This is a genomic window from Mycobacterium sp. NGS59 (genome assembly GCF_059812345.1).
On sequence record NZ_JCALCN010000011.1, the window covers coordinates 97379 to 116223 of the forward strand.

Genomic DNA, 18845 nt, shown 5'->3' on the forward strand with positions numbered 1-18845 from the left:
GCGAATTGGCCATGGTCGAAATCGGCATGGGCCGCAACGCCCGTCGCACCTATGAACTCAGTGAGATCAACATCGTGCCGTCGCGGCGCACCCGATCGTCGCAGGACGTCTCCACCGCCTGGCAACTGGACGCCTACCGCTTCGAGATCCCGGTGCTGGCCCACCCCACCGACGCCCTGGTATCTCCGGAGTTCGCCATCGAGCTGGGCCGGCTGGGCGGTCTGGGGGTGCTCAACGGCGAGGGGCTGATCGGCCGGCATGCCGACGTGCAGGCCAAGGTCGCTCAGCTGGTCGAGGCCGCCAGCAAGGAACCCGAACCGTCGGCGGCGATCCGGTTGCTGCAGGAGCTGCACGCGGCCCCGCTGAATCCCGAACTGCTCGGCGCCGCGGTGGCCCGCATCCGGGAGGCCGGGGTGACGACTGCGGTGCGGGTCAGCCCGCAGAACGCGCAGGCGCTGACGCCGGTGCTGGTGCAGGCCGGGGTGGACCTGCTGGTCATCCAGGGCACCATCGTCTCGGCCGAGCGGGTGGCGCGCGACGGTGAGCCGCTGAACCTGAAGAGCTTCATCTCCGAACTCGACATCCCGGTGGTCGCCGGCGGGGTGCAGGACCACCGCACCGCGCTGCACCTGATGCGCACCGGTGCGGCCGGGGTGATCGTCGGCTACGGCGCCACCCGCGGCGTGACCACCACCGACGAGGTGCTGGGCATCAGCGTGTCGATGGCCACCGCGATCGCCGACGCCGCGGCCGCGCGGCGCGAATACCTCGACGAGACCGGCGGGCGCTACGTGCACGTGCTGGCCGACGGCGACATCCACAATTCCGGCGAGCTGGCCAAGGCGATCGCGTGCGGCGCCGACGCGGTGGTGCTGGGCACCCCGCTGGCCGAGGCCGCCGAGGCGCTGGGAGAGGGCTGGTTCTGGCCGTCGGCCGCGGCGCACCCGTCGTTGCCGCGCGGGGCGCTGCTGCAGATCGCGCTGGGCGAACGGCCGCCGCTGGAGCGGGTCCTCAACGGCCCGTCGGATGACCCGTTCGGCACCCTGAATCTGGTCGGCGGGCTGCGTCGGGCGATGGCAAAAGCCGGGTACTGCGATCTCAAAGAGTTTCAGAAAGTCGGCCTGACCGTCGCCAGCTAGTTTGGCGCGGGCCGCGAGCAGACGCAGAATCGCGCTCCTGCCATGGGATTTGTGCGATTCTGCGTCTGCTCGCCGTAGGCTATGCAGCCATGAAACCGGATTACGACGTCCTGATCATCGGTTCGGGTTTTGGCGGCAGCGTCAGCGCGCTGCGCCTGACAGAGAAGGGCTACCGGGTAGGTGTGCTCGAAGCCGGCCGCCGCTACGAAGACGACCAGTTCGCGAAAACCTCGTGGGACCTGCGTAAATTCCTTTGGGCGCCGAGGCTCGGCTGCTACGGCATCCAGCGCATCCACCCGCTGAAGAACGTGCTGATCCTGGCGGGCGCCGGCGTCGGTGGCGGCTCGCTGAACTACGCCAACACCCTCTACATCCCGCCGGAGCCGTTCTTCAACGACCAGCAGTGGAAGCACATCACCGACTGGCGCGACGAACTGATGCCGCACTACGAGCAAGCCCAGCGGATGCTGGGCGTCGTCTACAACCCGACGTTCACCGACGCCGACCGCATCGTCAAAGAGGTTGCCGAGGAGATGGGTTGCGGCGACACCTGGGTGCCCACCCCGGTCGGGGTGTTCTTCGGCGCCGACGGGCAGAAGACGCCGGGCGTGACGGTGCCCGACCCGTACTTCGGCGGTGCCGGACCGGCGCGCACCGGATGCCTGGAGTGCGGGTGCTGCATGACCGGCTGCCGATACGGCGCCAAGAACACGCTGTTGAAGAACTATCTCGCGTTGGCGGAATCGGCTGGGGCCGAAGTGATTCCGATGACGACGGTGAAAGGGTTCGAACAGCGCGCCGACGGGCTGTGGGAGGTCAAGACGGTGCGCACCGGCAGTTGGCTGCGCCGCGACCGCCGCACCTACACCGCGGCGAACCTGATCCTGGCCGCCGGCACCTGGGGAACCCAGCATCTGTTGTTCAACATGCGCGACAAGGGCAAGCTACCGCGGCTCTCCGAAAAGCTGGGCGTGCTGACCCGGACCAACTCCGAGTCGATCGTCGGCGCGGCGACACTGAGCGTGAACCCGGAGCTGGATTTGACGCACGGGGTGGCGATCACCTCGTCGATCCATCCGACGTCGGACACCCACGTCGAGCCGGTCCGGTACGGCAAGGGCTCCAACGCGATGGGGTTGCTGCAGACGTTGATGACCGACGGGACCGGGCCGGAGGGGACCGACGTGCCGCGCTGGCGGCAGTTGCTGGACCAAGCCGGCGAGGATCCGCGGAAGATGCTGCGGCTGCTCTACCCCAAACAGTGGAGTGAACGCACCATGATCGCGTTGGTGATGCAACACCTGGACAACTCGATCACCACGTTCACCAAGCGGGGCAAGCTGGGCATCCGCTGGTTCTCCAGCAAGCAGGGCCACGGCGAGCCCAACCCCAGCTGGATCCCGGTCGGCAACCAGGTGACGCGCCGTATCGCCGAGAAGATCGACGGCGTGGCCGGCGGCACCTGGGGCGAGCTGTTCAACATCCCGCTGACCGCCCACTTCCTGGGCGGCGCGGCCATCGGCGACAGCCCCGCCAACGGAGTCATCGACCCGTATCACCGCGTCTACGGCTACCCGACGATGTTCGTCGTCGACGGCGCAGCGATCTCGGCGAACCTGGGCGTCAACCCGTCGCTGTCGATCACCGCCCAAGCCGAGCGGGCCGCGTCGCTGTGGCCGAACAAGGGCCAGGACGACCTGCGGCCGCTGCAGGGCGACGACTACCGCCGGCTCGACCCGATCGAGCCCGAGCACCCGGTGGTGCCGGCCGACGCGCCGGGCGCGCTGCGCTGGCTGCCGATCGAGCCGGTTACCAAGACCGGCTGACTCAGCCGGCCAGCGCCAGCGGCGCCCCGCTGACCACCCGGCTGCGCTGCCCGTGCACGTCGACGGGCACATCGCCCATCAGGGTGACCCGGTGCATCAACCGGTGTTGGTTGTCGTAGTCGTCGACGGCCCGGTGCTGGCTGGCCCGGTTGTCCCAGATGGCGACGTCACCGGGCGCCCAGTTCCACCGAATGGTGTTCTCCGGCACGGTGATTCGGCGCTGTAATAGGTCGAACAGCGCGCTGGATTCCTGGCTGTCCAGGCCGACGAAGTTGCGGACGAAGTCACCGGCGACCAGGGTGCGTTCACCGGTTTCGGGGTGCACACGCACCACCGGGTGCTCGGTGCGGTAGTCCGGCTTCTCGAACACCTCCCGGAACGCCCGCTGCGCGTCGGTCGTCGGTTCGGTGTTGACTGCCTTATCCAGATAGTCGTAGCGGTTGGTGTGCAACGCCCACAGGTTGTCGACCAGACACTTCAGCGGCTCGGGCAGTGCGGCGTAGGCGGTTGCGGTGTTGGCCCACAACGTCGAGCCGCCGTAGCTGGGCAGCGTGACCGCGCGCAGGATCGAGGCCGCGGGGTAGTTGGCGGCGAAGGTGACATCGGTGTGCCAGCGGTTGGCCTTGCCGAACTCGGAGTTGATCGGGGTGATGACCGGCGCGTCCGGCGCGAACGCGACGGCCGCCGGGTGGCCGATCGGGGTGCCGAGCAGTGCGGCGAAGGCGAGTTGCCGGGCGTCGTCGAGGTGGTGCTGGTTGCGGAAGAAGATGACCTTGTGGGTCAGCAGCGCGTCGCGGATGTCTTCGACCGCGGCATCGGGCAGATCGCCGTCCAGGCGCACGCCGGCGATTTCGGCGCCGATGCGGCTGCCCAGTTTCTGCACTGTCATCTGGTTGGTCATGGTGGCCGTCCTCTACAAGGAAGTGTAGTCGTTTGACTACACAAGGCAGAGTGTAGTCGGCTGACTACGCGACGGCAAGGGCTAATGTAGACGCGTGACTACACGGTCGGCCGGCGCTTCGCGCGGCCCGATTCCCACCGGAAAGGAAGAGGTGGCCGCGGCGGTCTTGCAGGCCGCCGCCGACCTGTTCGCCGAGCGCGGCCCGGCGGCAACGTCGATCCGCGACATTGCTGCCCGGTCAAAAGTCAACCACGGCTTGGTGTTTCGTCACTTCGGCGCCAAGGAACGGTTGGTCGGGGCCGTGCTGGACTACCTGGGCGCCGACCTGACCGAACTGCTCGCGTCCGACGCCTCCCCCGAGGTGGTGGAGAAGGCGCTGGACCGCCAGATGCGGGTGTGGGCCCGGGCGCTGCTCGACGGCTACCCGGCGCAGCAGTTGCAGACCCGTTTCCCCAACATCGCCCCGCTGCTCGAAGATGTGCTGACCCGCTTCGAAGATCACCCGACAGCCCGGCTGGCCGTCGCCAATGCCCTTGCGCTGCAGATGGGTTGGCGGTTGTTCGAACCGATGCTGCGTACCGCCACGGGTCTTGAGGAGTTGCCTGAGGCCGATCTGCGTCAGGCGGTGCTCGCCGAGGCCGCCCGGATGCTCGAACCCGACTGAGGCTGACTGGGATTGGTGCGGCGCCTCAATCCGACGCCCGCGCCAGGGACCGCCGGCGCAACGGGTCGCGCCCCGGCGGTTGCGGCGGCGGCGGCAGCAACGCCTTGCGCTCCCGCGCCGGGAAGGTCGCTGATTCTTCGGTGTTGAGGGTGACCTCCTCACCGGCGTGCTTAATGATCAACTCGGTGCGTGGTCCGTCGCGCAACGTGTAGCAGACGTTTTCATGATCGGTGTCGACGGTCAGCCGGAAACCCTTCCAGCGCAACCGGAATCGCAATCGTGAGATGCCGTCGGGCAATTGCGGGTCCAGCGACAGTACATTCTCGTCGTCGCGCAACCCACCGAAACCCACGACCAGCGCCATCCACGCCCCGGCCAGCGACGCCATGTGCAGGCCGTCGCGGGTGTTCTCGTGCAGGTCGCGCAGATCGATCAGCGCGGCCTCGTAGGCGTAGTCGTGGGCCAGCTCCAAGTGCCCGACCTCGGCGCACATCACCGCCTGGGAGCAGGCCGACAGCGACGAGTCGCGCACCGTGCGGCGCTCGTAGTAGTCGACGTTGCGAGCCTTCTGCTCCGGGGTGAACGCGCTGCTCTGCCACTGCATGGCCAGCACCAGGTCGGCCTGTTTTATCACCTGTGCGGGATAGAGCTTCACGTACGGTTCGTGCAGCAGCAGCGGGTAGGTGGTGTTCGTCTCGAAGTCCCATTCGGCGAAGGTGGTGAACCCTTCGCACTGCTGATGGACGCCCAGTTCCTCGTCGTAAGGGATGTTCACCGAGTCGGCCGCGTCGCGCCAGGCAGCCATCTCCTCTGTGGTGACCCCCATCCCGCCCGCCTTGTCGGGGTGACGCTTGGCGGCGTCGGCGGCGATGCGCAGGTTGTTGGCTGCCATCAAGTTGGTGAAGACGTTGTCGCGCACGATCGCGGTGTACTCGTCGGGACCGGTGACCCCGTCGAGGTGCCAGACGCCGTTACGGTCGTGGTGTCCCAGCGACATCCACAGTCGTGCGGTCTCGATCAGCACCGGCAGACCGCATTCCTCTTCCAGCGAGTCGTCGCCGGTGATGACCCGGTAGCGGTCGAAGGCGATCGCGATGTCGGCGTTGATGTGCCAGGCCGCCGTGCCGGCCGGCCAGTACGCCGAGCATTCCTGACCGCGAATGGTGCGCCACGGGAAAGCCGCGCCGTCCAGGCCGAGTTCGGCGGCCCGCTCCTTGGCCAGGTCCAGCGTGGAGGCTCGCCACCGTAAGGCGTCGGCGACCGCGTGCGGGGCGGTGTAGGTGAGTACCGGTAGCACAAAAGCCTCGGTGTCCCAGAAGGCGTGGCCGTCGTAACCGGTTCCGGTGAGCCCCTTGCTGGGGATGGCCCGCCGCTCGGCGCGGGCACTGGCTTGCAACAGATGAAACATCCCGAACCGCACCGCCTGCTGACTCTCCGGGTCGCCTTCGACTTCCACGTCGGCGGCGTCCCAGAACAGGTCCAGGTAGGCACGTTGCCCGTCTACCAGACCCTGCCAACCGCTGTAGCGCGCGCTGGTCAACGCCGCGGCGGCCTGGTCGCGCAGCGCCGGCCGCGACCGCAGGCTCGACCAACCGTAGGCGAGGTATTTGACGATGCGCAGCTTCTGCCCGGGGCGCAGACCACAGATGAACGTGATGCGGGCCAGGTCCGGTCGGGCGTCGGTGGTGACCTCGTAGCGTCCCTCGACCTCGATCTCATGGTCCATGGCGGCCGCCATCATCAGCGCGCTGCTGCGCGTCCGGTGCATGAGAATTGCTCGGCAGTCCTTGCTTTCGTGGTCGACGGCCTCCAGCGGATTCTCCAGGATGGCCGCCACCCGCGGGTCGTCGGAGGTCTGCGGCTGATCCTCGTTGGTGACCAGTTCGGACTGCACCGTCACGCGGGAGAAGTCGTCGATGGCCTCGACCACGTACTCGATGGCCGCCACACTGCGGTGCACCAGCGAGACCAGCCGGGTGGAGGTCACCTCGACCTGCTTGCCGGTGGGGGAGCGCCAGCGCGCGCAACGGGTCATCGTGCCGGCACGCAAGTCGAGAATCCGTTCGTGGTCCAGCAATTCGCCGTAGCGGACGTCGAAGGGCTCGTCGTCGACCATCAGCCGGATGATCTTGCCGTTGGTGACGTCGACGACGGTCTGCCCGCCCTCGGGGTAGCCGTATCCCGCCTCGGCGTAGGGCAGCGGCCGGATCTCGTAGAAGGAATTCAGATAGGTGCCCGGCAGACCGTAGGGCTCCCCCTCGTCGAGGTTGCCGCGCAATCCGATGTGCCCGTTGGACAACGCGAACACCGACTCCGACTGGGCCAGCACGTTCAGGTTGAGTTGGGTCTCGCGAATCTGCCACGGCTCGACGGGGAAGGATTCCTGGGAGATCACGACTGTTCCCCGTCGTCGTCGAGAAGCTCGGCCAGGTCGGTCACCACCACGTCGGCGCCGTTGCGACGCAGGTCTTCGGCCTGGCCCACCCGGTCGACACCGACCACGATGCCGAAGTTGCCGGCCCGCCCGGCCTGCACACCGGAGATCGCGTCCTCGAACACCGCTGCCGCTTCGGGTTCGACCTCGAGCAACTCCGCCCCGCGCAGGTAGGGATCCGGGGCGGGTTTGCCGGTGATGTTCTCCTCCCGCAACGTGACACCGTCCACCCGTTTTTCGACGAACCGGTCCAGTCCGGTGATCTCCAGAACATCGCGGGTGTTGGCACTCGACGAGACCACCGCGATGGCCAGGCCGGCTTCGGCTGCCGCCTCCAGGTAGCGCCGCGATCCTTCGAAGACCTTGACGCCGTCCTCGTGCAGCACCTTCTGGAACATGTCGTTCTTGCGGGTGCCCAGCCCGTGCACCGTGTCCTTGTCGCCCGGATCATCGGGATCGCCGTCGGGTAAGTCGATGTCGCGGCTCTCCAGGAACGAGCGCACCCCGTCCTCGCGCTTCTTGCCGTCCACGTACTGGCGGTAGTCGGACTCCGGATCGAAGGGCACGAACTCCTCGCCCTCGCGTTCGGCCCGTTCGGAGAGGAAAGCATCGAACATCTGCTTCCACGCCTTGGTGTGCACACCCGCGGTATCGGTGAGCACCCCGTCGAGGTCGAACAAACACGCACGCACCTTGTCGGGCAGACCCAGCACGGGAACCTCACTTTCGCAGGAATCGGCGCCAGCAGTTCGCATCCTGTCGCGCAGTTCCGACAGTGCTTGCCGTCGTTGCCTCGCAGGGTGCCTACCCAAGCGCGGCCAACCACTAAACTCGGTGCCCGTGGAATCAGCCTCGCCGCGGCCCGTGTTGGTGGTCGACTTCGGTGCACAGTACGCCCAGTTGATCGCCCGCAGGGTCCGCGAAGCACGGGTATTTTCCGAGGTCGTCCCTCATACCGCCACGATCGAGGAGATCCGGGACCGGGATCCGCTGGCGGTGGTGCTTTCCGGCGGGCCGTCCAGCGTTTACGTCGAGGGCGCCCCGCAACTGGATCCGGCGCTGTTCGACCTCGGGGTGCCGGTATTCGGGATCTGCTACGGGTTTCAGGCCATGGCGGCCGCGCTCGGCGGCACCGTCGCCCGCACCGGCACCAGCGAGTTCGGCCGCACCGAACTGAAAGTCCTTGGTGGTCAACTACATTCGGATCTACCTACGGTGCAGCCGGTGTGGATGAGCCACGGTGACGCGGTCACCGCGGCGCCGGAGGGATTCGACGTGGTGGCCAGCAGCGCCGGCGCGGCGGTGGCGGCGTTCGAGTCCCGGGAGCGTCGTCTGGCCGGCGTGCAGTACCACCCGGAGGTCATGCACACGCCGCACGGCCAGCAGGTGCTCAGCCGGTTCCTGCACGAGTTCGCCGGGATCGGCTCGGAATGGACGCCCGCCAACATCGCCAGTGCATTGGTCGAGCAGGTGCGCGCGCAGATCGGCGAGGGTCACGCGATCTGCGGCCTGTCCGGTGGGGTGGATTCCGCGGTGGCCGCCGCGCTGGTGCAGCGTGCCATCGGTGACCGCCTGACGTGTGTGTTCGTCGACCACGGGTTGCTGCGGGCCGGCGAGCGCGCTCAGGTGGAGCGCGATTTCGTCGCGGCCACCGGCGCCCATCTGGTCACCGTGGACGCGGCGCAAACCTTCCTGGATGCGTTGTCGGGGGTGCGTAACCCGGAGGGCAAGCGCAAGATCATCGGCCGCCAGTTCATCCGGGCGTTCGAGGGCGCGGTGCTCGATGTCGTGAAAGAAGAGGACGCCGAGGTCGAGTTCCTGGTGCAGGGCACGCTGTATCCGGACGTGGTGGAATCCGGCGGCGGCAGCGGCACCGCGAACATCAAGAGTCACCACAACGTCGGCGGCCTGCCCGACGACCTGAAGTTCAAGCTCGTCGAGCCGTTGCGGCTGCTGTTCAAAGACGAGGTGCGCGCGGTCGGACGGGAACTCGGCCTGCCCGAGGAAATCGTTGCGCGCCAACCGTTTCCGGGGCCGGGACTGGGCATCCGGATCGTCGGTGAGGTCACCGCCGAGCGGTTGGAGACGTTGCGGCGCGCCGATTCGATCGTGCGCGAGGAACTGACCGCGGCGGGCCTGGACCACCAGATCTGGCAGTGCCCGGTGGTGTTATTGGCCGACGTGCGCTCGGTGGGTGTGCAAGGCGACGGACGTACCTACGGGCATCCGATCGTGCTGCGTCCGGTGTCCAGTGAGGACGCCATGACCGCCGACTGGACCCGGGTGCCCTACGAGGTGCTCGAGCGGATCTCGACCCGGATCACCAACGAGGTTCGCGAAGTCAATCGGGTGGTGCTGGACGTCACCAGCAAACCGCCCGGCACCATCGAGTGGGAGTAATCCAGCCGCTGCCGCCCGCGATGCGGGTTACGATGTCGCGATGATCGCTGCCCTTTCAGCTGCTCAGGCGGAGCGTCGCGAATTCTGGGGCGAGCTGTGCCCTGGGTTGTCGATCGAGTCGGGCAGACCCGGCGCACCGGCGACGGTCGGTCGGGTCGAGCCCCTGCTGGCCGATCTGAAGCGCGAGGGTTATGTGCAGGTACCCGGAGTGCTGCCGGAAGCGACCGTCGCACCCATCCGCGCGGCCGTGTCGACGCTGTCCCGGCACGGGATCCCGTTGGCGTTCGCGTTCGTCTACGACGAGTTGTGGCTGGCGTTTCAGGGACTGTCCGAGTTCCTGAGCGGCGTGCTCGGCGCGGACTACTGGGCGCTGCCCGACTTCTGGGTCTGGCACGTCAACCCCAGCGAGAACTCCGTGGGTTGGGGTCCGCACCGCGACCGGTTGATGACCACGCTGGATCCCGACAACTCGCCGCACACCCTGACCGTGTGGTTGCCGTTCACCGACGCCACGCCGCTCAACGGATGCATGTACATGCTGCCCGCCCATCTCGACGACCGGTTCCGGCAACGTCGCTGGGACGGGGAGAACAACACCACCGTCTACAACCCGCAGGACATCCGGGCGCTGCCGGCCACGGCGGGTTCGATGTTGGCCTGGAACCAGGCGGTGCTGCACTGGGGCGGGCGCGGCAGCCGGCTGGGAACCGAGGCGCGGATCAGCGCCGCCTTCGAGTTCCAGCGCGCCGACCGCGCGCCGTTCAACAGCCCGTTGCTGGATCCGGCCCGGGTGCCGAGCTTCCAGGAGCGGCTCGGGCTGGTCGGCAAACAGGTCTTGCAGTATCGGCACATGTATCCGCTGTCCGACGACGTCGCGGCCATCGCCACCTCGCTCTTCCAGCGCTATATGCCGGGCGTCGCGTTGCCTTCCGGGTTTCCGGTGCCGACGGGCGTCGCAGCCATCTGATCGGGCGACCCTGCGCCGCGTTGCTCGTCCTGGACAGGGCGCCTAACCGCTGGCCGGGCCGAGCGCGTAGCCGCCGGTCTCGGGGTGGTGATACCAGCCGCTTGCCGCGTGCGTGCCGCCGTCGACGTGGATTGTCTGCCCGGTGATGTAGCTGGCCATGTCCGAGGCGAGAAACACTGCGGCGCCGGCCATCTCGTCGACATGACCGGCGCGTCCCAGCGGCACGGTCAGGCCGAACCGCTCCTCGGAGCCCGGGGGTGCCATCGCCGCGATGCCTTCGGTGAGAGTGATGTCGGGCGCCAGCGCATTGACCCGGATGCCGTGCGGTGCGAGTTCGAGCGCTGCGGTCTTGGTGTAGTTGATGACCCCGGCCTTGGCCGCGGCGTAGGTGGCGTAGCCCGGTGCGGCGCGCACCCCTTCGATCGACGTGACGCTGATGATGCTGCCGGTCAACTTCTGCTCCACCATGCCGCGCGCCACCCGTTGGGTGCACAGGTAGACATGACGCAAGTTGGACCGGTACAGCGCGTCCCAGCCGTTCTCGCTGGTGTCGAGAATGCCCGACCAGAAGACGCCGCCCGCGTTGTTGACCAGGATGGTGACCGGTCCGAGTTCGGCTACGGTCCGGGCAAGTGCGGCGTCGACGGCGGCGCTGTCGCGCACGTCGGTCGGAATGCCCAGCGCGCCGATCGCCTCGGCGGCCGATGCGCACGATTCGGGGTTGCGTTCCCAGATCGCCACCTTGGCGCCGAACGCGGTCAGACCCGCGGCGATGCCGCGGCCGATACCGGCGCCACCGCCGGTCACGACTGCGACCCGGTCGGTCAGGAGAATGCTTGCTGGATCCAGGGGCATGGCTGAAAGTATTGCTGCTGCCGCCGATTCGGGTGCCTGCTGGTCGGGGTGAGCTCACGGCGGGAAAACGGCCGGCGAAAATCCCGCCGAGATTTCACGCTGAAGGCCCAGGGTTCACATTCAAACTCCGCGTGTGTCCAGTGGGGCTGGTGTGACCACCGGCAGATCCCCATTACATGCCAGCAGCCACACCAGCATCGGGCGCATAAAGCAGCCTCTCGCGTTTCTTGACGGTTGTCGGAGGGTCGGTGTTTACTCACCTTTATCGAACATATTTTCGAATGAATGGGTGTCGGGAGGCTGGTCATGACCGCGGCTTTGGCGTCCGACCAGCGTGCTGAACAGCTGAAACAGCTCCGGCAGAAGATGGCTGCGCTGTCCGGAAAGGATCCCGCCCAGGCGGACGCCCTGTTGCCGACGGAGCGCGCGCTGGTGCCGCGGGGAACGGTGGCGGTGTTGTCCGGGGCGCGGTCCCTGCTGCTGCGCATGGTGGCCACGGTGACGGCCGACGGCGGTAACGCGGTGATCGTCGGTCAGCCCGATATCGGGTTGCTGGCTGCGGTGGAGATGGGGGCGGATCTGAGTCGGCTGGCCGTGATTCCCGATCCCGGCAACGATCCGGTGGAGGTGGCCGCGGTGCTGATCGACGGCATGGATCTGGTGGTTCTCGGCCTGGGTGGGCGCCGGGTGACGCGGACCCGGGCGCGGGCGGTGGTGGCCCGTGCCCGCAGCAAAGGATGCACGGTGCTGGTCACCGACGGAGATTGGGAAGGAGCATCGACACGACTGGAGGCCCGGATCTGCGGCTACGACATCACCACGCCTTTCGGGACGGGCAAGCCCGTGCCTGGGTTCGGGCGCATCAACGGGGTGCGGCTGCAGGTGTGCGCCGGGGGGCGGACGATCGGCCGCTGGCGAACCGGGTGAATTGCGGTGCCTGATTCTCGGGTGCTGGCGATCTGGTGCATGGATTGGCCCGCGGTCGCAGCGGCGGCGGCCGCCGGCCAGCCCGCGACGGCACCGGTCGCGGTCACGTTGGCCAACCGGGTTATCGCCTGCTCGGCGACGGCCCGCGCGTTCGGAGTGCGGCGCGGGCTGCGGCGCCGGGAGGCGGCGGCCCGGTGCCCGCAACTGCACCTCGCGCCCGCCGACGCCGACCGCGACGCCCGGTTCTTCGAAGGGGTGATCGCCGCGGTGGACGACCTGGTGCCCCGGGCCGAGGTGCTGCGACCCGGGCTGCTGGTGCTGCCGGTGCGCGGAGCGGCCAGGTTCTTCGGGTCCGAGAAGCTGGCCGCCGAGAAGATGATCGACGCGGTGTCCGCCGCCGGTGCCGAGTGTCAGGTCGGGATCGCCGACGGTCTGTCCACCGCGGTCTTCGCCGCGCGGGCCGGCCGCGTCGTGCAACCGGGAGGCGACGCGCGGTTCTTGGCGGCGCTGTCGATCCGCCAACTGGCCACCGAGCCCAGCCTGTCCGGTGCGGGCCGGGAGGAACTCGTGGACCTGTTGTGGCGCATGGGGATTCGCACTATCGGTCAGTTCGCGGCGCTGTCTCGTACCGACGTCGCCTCCCGGTTCGGGGCCGACGCGGTGACCGCGCACCGGTTCGCCCGCGGCGAGCCGGAACGGGCGCCGTCCGGGCGGGAGCCACCGCCGGAACTCGAGGCCGTGCTGGACTGCGACCCGCCGATCGACCGGGTCGACGCCGCGGCTTTCGCCGGACGGTCACTGGCCGCCTCGCTGCATCAGGTGCTGCTGGCCTCCGGGGTGGGATGCACCCGGCTGGCCATTCACGCCGTCACCGCCACCGGGGAAGAACTGAGCCGGGTATGGCGGTGCGCCGAACCGTTGACCGAGGACGCCACCGCCGACCGGGTGCGCTGGCAGCTGGACGGGTGGTTGAGTCATCGGCTCGCGCGCGGCCGGCCCCTGGACGCGCCGGTGACGCTGCTGCGGCTGCAGGCGGTCGAGGTGGTTTCGGCCGAGGCGCTGCAACTGCCGCTGTGGGGCGGTCTCGGGGAGGAAGACCGGCTCCGGGCCCGACGGGCGCTGGTGCGGGTCCAGGGTCTGCTCGGTCCGGAGGCGGTGCAGGTGCCGGTGCTGGCCGGCGGCCGTGGGCCGGCCGAGCGCATCACCCTGACCCCGCTGGGGGACGAGCCGGTGCTCGCCGCCGACCCAGCTCAGCCCTGGCCGGGACAATTGCCCGCTCCGTCGCCGGCGGTGCTGCTCGACGACCCGGTGGAACTGGTAGACGGGCAAGGCAACCCGATCCGGGTGACCAACCGGGGGTTGTTCTCCGCCGACCCTTCCCGACTGAACGTGGGGGGCCGCGACGACCGGCTGCGTTGGTGGGCCGGCCCCTGGCCGGTCGACGAGCGGTGGTGGGATGACCGGCCCGGTCCTGGGCGGGTGGCGCGCGCCCAGGTGCTGTTGGAAAGTGAGCGTGCGCTGCTGCTCTGCTACCGGCAGCGGAGGTGGTACGTGGAGGGAATCTACGAGTGATTCCCGCAGCTACCGGCCAACGGGGACATGCTCAGATGCGGCCCAGGTGTCTTGTTTTAACCCCGTATTTGACGGCGATCTAACCGCAAAAGCCTGATAATGCCGCTGACCTGCGGAAATGCAATTGCTGTAACAGAAAAGTAATGATGAAGCGCGCGGCTTCAGGGCTGCGGGGCTATCCGACGGAGCGCTTCTTGCGCTTGTCCAGGAAGGCCGACCACGACACCACCTCGGGGTGCTCCTTGAGCAATGCCCTGCGCTGCCGTTCGGTCATGCCACCCCAGACGCCGAACTCGACGCGGTTGTCCAGGGCGTCGGCACCGCACTGCTGCAGGACGGGGCAGTGCCGGCACATGGCGGCGGCCTGGCGCTGCGCGGCACCGGTGACGAACAGCTCATCAGGGTCTTTGGTCCGGCACAAAGCCTGCGACACCCAGGCCCGATCGCCGTCATCCTGCGCACTGCTCACCGCGACAAGGTTCAGCCGCCGCGCGGCCGGACGTGTTCCTGACACGAATGGTCCCCTTTTTAACTCCCAGCCGCGATGCGCGGCCGCCTCCCGTGGTGCTGGTCGAGTGGTCTGTGTTTCGTAGCCCGTCTCGTCACACGTGACCTGAATCTCACCGTGCTTAATAAATTAAGGGTCGAGGGGGCAATTGCGCAACAGTTCAACACGGTATTTTTGGGACTGATGTACCATCTTTTCGGTATGGTCTCGGCTGGGCTGTCTTAACCCTCGGTTTGTCCGTTCGTGCAGCGTAGGGCGGTGATGCGCGCCGGCTCAGGGGCACCAGGGCGGGATCGGGCAGAAGTTGAGACCCGGCGGCCACGGCGGGGGAGCCGGCGGATTCTCCCCGTCCCAGATGTTCTGCGCCACGTTCCCCTGGCCCGAGTAGACGTAGTAGTAGGTATGACAGACGGTCTCGTCCCACACCACCGGGTTCACCCGGAGGTTGCCGGTCTGGACCGGAGGGTCGCCCGGGCACCAGCGGCACGGGCCTTCCGGGTGGTCTTCGGGACAGCCGGGCCAGGAGCCCAGCGGCACCGGGGCCACGGGTGCGGCCCCAGCGGCGCCCGCGCCGGTCACCGCGGCGACGTCACCCGCCATCAGCACGATCACTGCCAAACCCACGATCAGTCTTCTCATGAGGACTCGCCGATCTGTTGCCGTTACCCGACGAGCGCGACGTTAGTGCGCGGGACTTGCGAAAATCTTGCGCCGGAGCCCCCGGTCAACCCACTCGGTGCGCCAATGCCGTCACCCGTCCCACCAGCCGATCCAGAAACGTCATGGGATCGACGTGAACTCCGATATGCGCGTTGGGGTTTCGAGTCCCGGTCCAATCGGTCGTGATCGCGCCGTCGGGTTCGACCTGCACCGTCGCGGCCCGGGTCGAGATCAGCTCCGGGTCCAACGCCACCGCCGCGGCCAGCGGGTCGTGCATGTACGCCAGATAGCCGTCGCCGCGTTCGCGGTGCACCTCGAAGTAGAACCGCAACGCGTCCTGGACGAATCGGAAGATCCGGGACGGCCCGGACAGCCTGGCCAGGATCTCCGGGGTCATCGCGACCTGGCGGGTCAAGTTCAGCCCGCACACCACGGGAGGGCGGTCTGCAAACGCGGCGAAGACGTCGACGGCTGCTTTCGGGTCCACCCTGATGTTCCATTCGGGCTGCGGCTGCTCGTCGTATGAGCCGCCCATCATCACCAGGCGCCGCAGCAGCATCGGCAGCTGCGGCTCCAGACGCAGTGCCAGCGCCAGATTGGTCAGCGGCGCGGTCACCAGTCCGACCAACTCGCCGGGGTGGGCGCGAGCGGCGCGCACCCATGCCGTCGCGGCGTCGTACTCGGTGACCGGATGGCCGGGGGCCGACAGCTCGGCATACCCTAAACCCTTGAGGCCGTGACCATCTCGCCGAAACGGAACCGGGCCGGTCAGTGGTTGGTCGACACCCCGGGACACCGGTATCCCGGCGGCGCCGCACAGTTGGAGCAGACCGAGGTTGTTCGCGCACACCTGGTCGACCGGAATGTTGCCGCAGGTCGAGCCGATCCCGATCAAGTCGGCCTCTGGACTGGCCAGCAGATAGATCAAGGCGATCGCGTCGTCGATGCCGGTGTCCACGTCGGCAAAGACCGCGTTCACCGACGTAACGATACGCTGGCCTGATGTCCGAACCGCCCGAAGACGCCCTGGCGCCGCACTTCGACGACGTCCAAGCCCATTACGACCTGTCCGACGACTTCTTCCGGCTCTTTCTCGACCCCACCCAGACCTACAGTTGCGCGTACTTCGAGCGCGAGGACATGACGCTGGAACAGGCGCAGATCGCCAAGATCGACCTGGCGTTGGGCAAGCTCGGGCTGCAGCCCGGGATGACGCTGCTCGACGTCGGCTGCGGGTGGGGCGCCACCATGATGCGTGCGGTGCAGAAGTACGACGTCGACGTCGTCGGCCTCACCTTGAGCAAGAATCAGGCCGATCACGTCGAGCGCCTGTTCGCGGCTTCGGACAGTCCGCGCGCCAAGCGGGTTCTGTTGCAGGGCTGGGAGCAGTTCGACGAACCCGTCGACCGCATCGTCAGCATCGGGGCCTTCGAGCACTTCGGGCACGAGCGCTACGACGCGTTCTTCACCCTCGCCCACCGCATCCTGCCCGACGACGGAATCATGCTGCTGCACACCATCACCGGGCTGCATCCGTTGGAAATGAAGGAACGCGGGTTGCCGTTGACCTTCGAGTTCGCCCGGTTCGTGAAATTCATTGTCACCGAGATCTTTCCGGGTGGACGGCTGCCCTCCATCCCGATGGTGCAGGAGCGCGCCACCGCCAACGGCTTCGACGTGACCCGGGTGCAGTCCCTGCAGCCGCACTACGCCAGGACTCTCGACATCTGGTCGGCGGCGCTGCAAGCCCACCGGGATCAGGCGATCGCGCTGCAGTCCGAAGAAGTCTACGAGCGCTACGTCAAATACCTGACCGGCTGCGCCGAGATGTTCCGGATCGGCTACATCGACGTCAACCAATTCACCTGCGAGAAGTAAGCTCACCGCGAATCGAAGGTGACCCCCAGGATGGCGCTGGGCCGCGGCGTACCGCGGTGGCGTGCGGCTAAACGTGCGCCGGCGACATGGGTCTACCAGTGCACCCCGGGCACCAACCGCACCAGTCGCCTGACCGGGCGGGGCACTCCCACCGCTCGGACCACGGACCGGGACGGGCGCTGCGGGCGTCGCGAAATGGATTGCGCCGCAATCGGTTCAGCCACGCCGCGAGCGGCACGCGAATCGGGATAACCCAGATACAGCTGATGCAGAATGCGCCGCGCGGTTCTCGGCGCGAAGTAGTTGCCGGCTTCGGCCAGAGTGCCCAACGGGGTGTCGATGCGCACCGGCTTGTCGACCAGCCCTCGGACCACCATCGCCGCGGCGCGCTCGGCGCTGATGGCCGGCACCGGGTTGAGCCGCTTCGACGGCACGATCATCGGGGTGGACACCAGCGGCATGTGGATGTTGGTGAAGGTGATGTGGTCGGACAGCGTCTCGGAGGAGACCACGTCGGAGAACGCGTCCAACGCCGCCTTGGTGGGCAGGTAGGAACTGTATTTCGGGTTGCGGGCCAGCACGCCGGCGCTGGACACGTTGACGACGTGACCGAACCGCCGCTCCCGCCAGTGCGGCAGCAACGCCAACACCATCCGCACCGCACCGAAGTAGTTGACCGACATCACCCGTTCGTAGTCGTGGAGGCGATCGGTGGAGTTGACCACCGACCGGCGGATCGACCGGCCTGCGTTGTTGACCAGATAGTCGACGTGGTCGAAGCGGCCCAGGATGTCCTTGACGGTGTGCTCCACCGACGCGGAATCGGTGACGTCGCAGGTGAAAGCGTGAGCCTTGCCCCCGTTGGCGCGGATGTCGGCGACCAGTTGGTCGAGGGCGTCTCCGTTGCGGGCTAGCGCGAAAACCGTTGCGCCGCGGTCTGCGACGGCGATCGCCGAGGCCCGGCCGATCCCGCTGGACGCGCCGGTGATGATGACGTGCCGGCCCACCAGCGGACCTCGCGGATCGTCGCGCCGGGCCCGGTCGGGATCCAGGTGCTCGGCCCAGTACCGCCACAACCCGGGTGCGTAGGAGGCGAACGGAGGGACTTCGATCCCGCTGTCGTGCAACACTTTCCGTGTCTCGTCGCTGACGAAGGTGGGCGCCAGGTCGACGACGTCGAGCACCTCGGCGGGAATTCCCAGCTGGGTGGCCGCCATGTTGCGCAGCACCTTGGCACGGCCGCTGGCCCTGAGTACCGAGGTGGCCGTCGAGCGGGGCAGCGACCCCCGCAGTGGCGGCAATCCGGCCTCCCGCGCGATCCCCCGGTAGATGCCACGCAGGCCGATCGTGGTGGGTGCGGTCAGGTGGAACGTCTGTTGATCCCGTCCCTCGGCGTGGATGAGTGCGACCAGCGCGTCGGCCACGTAGTCGACCGGGACGATGTTGGTGCGCCCGGTGTCGGGCAGCATCAACGGGGTGAACCGCGGCAACACGGCCAGCTTGCGCAACACGCCGAAGAAGTAGTACGGCCCGTCGACCTTGTCCATCTCACCGGTGCGCGAATCGCCCACCACCACCGCGGGCCGGTACACCCGGTACCGCAAACCGGGGGCGGCCCGCACCAGCGCCTCGGCCTCGAACTTCGTCTGGTGATACGGGGTCGGCAACTGCTGTCCGACGTCGAAGTCGTCCTCGGTGTACTCGCCACGGAAGTCGCCCGCCACCGCGATCGACGACACGTGATGCAGGGTGGCGTCGAGTCGCTGCGCCAGCGCGATCACCGCGCGGGTGCCTTCGACGTTGGTGGCGCGCTGCTCGGCATCGCCGGCGGTGATGTCGTAGATCGCCGCGCAGTGCACGACATGGTCGACCGTGCCGAGTTCGGCGATGATCTGGTCGGTCAGCTGCAATTCGGGCAGCTCGCCGACCAGCGGCCGCACCCGCTCATCCCACTGCAGGGCGAGGCGCTCGAAGCGCCCCAGCGACTGCCGGCGGACCAGCACCCAGACCTGCGCATCGGGTTGTCGGTCCAACAGCCGGGACACGACTCGGCGCCCGATAAACCCGGTACCGCCGGTAACGACATACCGCATGCAGCCCATCGTGGCGGCACG

Annotated in this window: 16 protein-coding genes; 8 read left to right on the forward strand and 8 right to left on the reverse strand. The window is 67.9% G+C overall.

Features of this window, described 5'->3' with window-relative positions; all coding sequences use genetic code 11:
• The first annotated feature begins 11 nt into the window (after positions 1 to 11).
• Both AC5Y46_RS14590 and AC5Y46_RS14595 read left to right on the forward strand, forming a co-directional pair.
• On the forward strand, positions 12 to 1139 hold the full coding sequence (locus AC5Y46_RS14590; RefSeq protein ID WP_499941882.1) for a GuaB3 family IMP dehydrogenase-related protein: 1128 nt from the start codon (positions 12 to 14) through the stop codon (positions 1137 to 1139).
• A gap of 89 nt (positions 1140 to 1228) precedes the next feature.
• The gene (locus AC5Y46_RS14595) at positions 1229 to 2965 is read left to right on the forward strand and encodes a GMC oxidoreductase (protein WP_499941557.1); all 1737 of its coding nucleotides are present in this window, start codon (positions 1229 to 1231) and stop codon (positions 2963 to 2965) included.
• Position 2966: 1 nt separating this feature from the next.
• Here the strand turns inward: AC5Y46_RS14595 and AC5Y46_RS14600 are convergent, their stop codons facing one another.
• The gene (locus tag AC5Y46_RS14600) at positions 2967 to 3866 is read right to left on the reverse strand and encodes a TauD/TfdA dioxygenase family protein (RefSeq protein ID WP_499991938.1); all 900 of its coding nucleotides are present in this window, start codon (positions 3864 to 3866) and stop codon (positions 2967 to 2969) included.
• A 94-nt stretch (positions 3867 to 3960) separates the two neighbouring features.
• On the opposite strand from AC5Y46_RS14600, the gene AC5Y46_RS14605 reads away from it, so the two are divergent.
• Positions 3961 to 4530 carry a TetR/AcrR family transcriptional regulator gene (locus tag AC5Y46_RS14605; protein WP_499991941.1) on the forward strand — a complete coding sequence of 190 codons (570 nt, stop codon included), beginning with the start codon at positions 3961 to 3963 and terminating at the stop codon, positions 4528 to 4530.
• A 25-nt stretch (positions 4531 to 4555) separates the two neighbouring features.
• Here AC5Y46_RS14605 and AC5Y46_RS14610 read toward each other — a convergent pair whose 3' ends face one another.
• Together AC5Y46_RS14610 and AC5Y46_RS14615 are read right to left on the reverse strand one after the other, a co-directional pair.
• Positions 4556 to 6925: a glycoside hydrolase family 65 protein gene (locus AC5Y46_RS14610; protein WP_499941563.1), complete on the reverse strand. Its 2370-nt coding sequence runs from the start codon at positions 6923 to 6925 to the stop codon at positions 4556 to 4558.
• Entirely contained in the window at positions 6922 to 7719 is a 798-nt protein-coding gene (locus tag AC5Y46_RS14615; RefSeq protein ID WP_499941565.1) for a beta-phosphoglucomutase family hydrolase, read from the reverse strand. Before AC5Y46_RS14615 ends, AC5Y46_RS14610 begins: the two co-directional genes overlap by 4 nt.
• A gap of 79 nt (positions 7720 to 7798) precedes the next feature.
• On the opposite strand from AC5Y46_RS14615, the gene guaA reads away from it, so the two are divergent.
• The gene (gene guaA / locus AC5Y46_RS14620) at positions 7799 to 9364 is read left to right on the forward strand and encodes a glutamine-hydrolyzing GMP synthase (RefSeq protein WP_499991943.1); all 1566 of its coding nucleotides are present in this window, start codon (positions 7799 to 7801) and stop codon (positions 9362 to 9364) included.
• Positions 9365 to 9404: 40 nt separating this feature from the next.
• Positions 9405 to 10331: a phytanoyl-CoA dioxygenase family protein gene (locus tag AC5Y46_RS14625; protein ID WP_499991944.1), complete on the forward strand. Its 927-nt coding sequence runs from the start codon at positions 9405 to 9407 to the stop codon at positions 10329 to 10331.
• Between the two features lie 42 nt (positions 10332 to 10373).
• On the opposite strand, the gene AC5Y46_RS14630 is transcribed toward AC5Y46_RS14625, so the two are convergent.
• Complete coding sequence (locus AC5Y46_RS14630; protein ID WP_499941570.1) at positions 10374 to 11186, reverse strand: SDR family NAD(P)-dependent oxidoreductase; 813 nt, start codon at positions 11184 to 11186, stop codon at positions 10374 to 10376.
• Between the two features lie 306 nt (positions 11187 to 11492).
• Between AC5Y46_RS14630 and imuA' the strand changes: the two genes are divergently transcribed.
• Both imuA' and AC5Y46_RS14640 read left to right on the forward strand, forming a co-directional pair.
• Entirely contained in the window at positions 11493 to 12113 is a 621-nt protein-coding gene (gene imuA' / locus AC5Y46_RS14635) for a DnaE2-dependent mutagenesis accessory factor ImuA' (protein WP_499941884.1), read from the forward strand.
• Between the two features lie 39 nt (positions 12114 to 12152).
• Positions 12153 to 13685 (forward strand): DNA polymerase Y family protein, encoded by a 1533-nt coding sequence (locus AC5Y46_RS14640; RefSeq protein WP_499941885.1) that lies wholly within the window; start codon positions 12153 to 12155, stop codon positions 13683 to 13685.
• 175 nt (positions 13686 to 13860) lie between these two features.
• On the opposite strand, the gene AC5Y46_RS14645 is transcribed toward AC5Y46_RS14640, so the two are convergent.
• The 3 genes from AC5Y46_RS14645 to AC5Y46_RS14655 form a co-directional block, all read right to left on the reverse strand.
• Positions 13861 to 14199: a WhiB family transcriptional regulator gene (locus AC5Y46_RS14645; RefSeq protein WP_499941572.1), complete on the reverse strand. Its 339-nt coding sequence runs from the start codon at positions 14197 to 14199 to the stop codon at positions 13861 to 13863.
• Between the two features lie 267 nt (positions 14200 to 14466).
• Entirely contained in the window at positions 14467 to 14832 is a 366-nt protein-coding gene (locus AC5Y46_RS14650; RefSeq protein WP_499941574.1) for a hypothetical protein, read from the reverse strand.
• 85 nt (positions 14833 to 14917) lie between these two features.
• Positions 14918 to 15832 (reverse strand): nucleoside hydrolase, encoded by a 915-nt coding sequence (locus AC5Y46_RS14655; RefSeq protein ID WP_499941576.1) that lies wholly within the window; start codon positions 15830 to 15832, stop codon positions 14918 to 14920.
• 23 nt (positions 15833 to 15855) lie between these two features.
• Here AC5Y46_RS14655 and cmaA1 point away from each other — a divergent pair, with 23 nt between their 5' ends.
• Positions 15856 to 16731, forward strand: a complete 876-nt coding sequence (cmaA1, locus tag AC5Y46_RS14660) for a cyclopropane mycolic acid synthase CmaA1 (protein ID WP_499941578.1) — start codon at positions 15856 to 15858, stop codon at positions 16729 to 16731.
• Between the two features lie 92 nt (positions 16732 to 16823).
• Here the strand turns inward: cmaA1 and AC5Y46_RS14665 are convergent, their stop codons facing one another.
• Entirely contained in the window at positions 16824 to 18824 is a 2001-nt protein-coding gene (locus AC5Y46_RS14665; RefSeq protein ID WP_499941579.1) for an SDR family oxidoreductase, read from the reverse strand.
• Positions 18825 to 18845: the final 21 nt, after the last annotated feature.

Coding starts and splice junctions, on each gene's coding strand:
- AC5Y46_RS14625 (WP_499991944.1), top strand. CDS start 9,405: ATGATCGCTGCCCTTTCAGCTGCTCAGGCGGAGCGTCGCGAATTCTGG.
- AC5Y46_RS14615 (WP_499941565.1), bottom strand. CDS start 7,719: ATGCGAACTGCTGGCGCCGATTCCTGCGAAAGTGAGGTTCCCGTGCTG.
- AC5Y46_RS14600 (WP_499991938.1), bottom strand. CDS start 3,866: ATGACCAACCAGATGACAGTGCAGAAACTGGGCAGCCGCATCGGCGCC.
- AC5Y46_RS14650 (WP_499941574.1), bottom strand. CDS start 14,832: ATGAGAAGACTGATCGTGGGTTTGGCAGTGATCGTGCTGATGGCGGGT.
- imuA' (WP_499941884.1), top strand. CDS start 11,493: ATGACCGCGGCTTTGGCGTCCGACCAGCGTGCTGAACAGCTGAAACAG.
- AC5Y46_RS14665 (WP_499941579.1), bottom strand. CDS start 18,824: ATGCGGTATGTCGTTACCGGCGGTACCGGGTTTATCGGGCGCCGAGTC.
- AC5Y46_RS14595 (WP_499941557.1), top strand. CDS start 1,229: ATGAAACCGGATTACGACGTCCTGATCATCGGTTCGGGTTTTGGCGGC.
- AC5Y46_RS14640 (WP_499941885.1), top strand. CDS start 12,153: ATGGATTGGCCCGCGGTCGCAGCGGCGGCGGCCGCCGGCCAGCCCGCG.
- AC5Y46_RS14630 (WP_499941570.1), bottom strand. CDS start 11,186: ATGCCCCTGGATCCAGCAAGCATTCTCCTGACCGACCGGGTCGCAGTC.
- cmaA1 (WP_499941578.1), top strand. CDS start 15,856: ATGTCCGAACCGCCCGAAGACGCCCTGGCGCCGCACTTCGACGACGTC.
- AC5Y46_RS14590 (WP_499941882.1), top strand. CDS start 12: ATGGTCGAAATCGGCATGGGCCGCAACGCCCGTCGCACCTATGAACTC.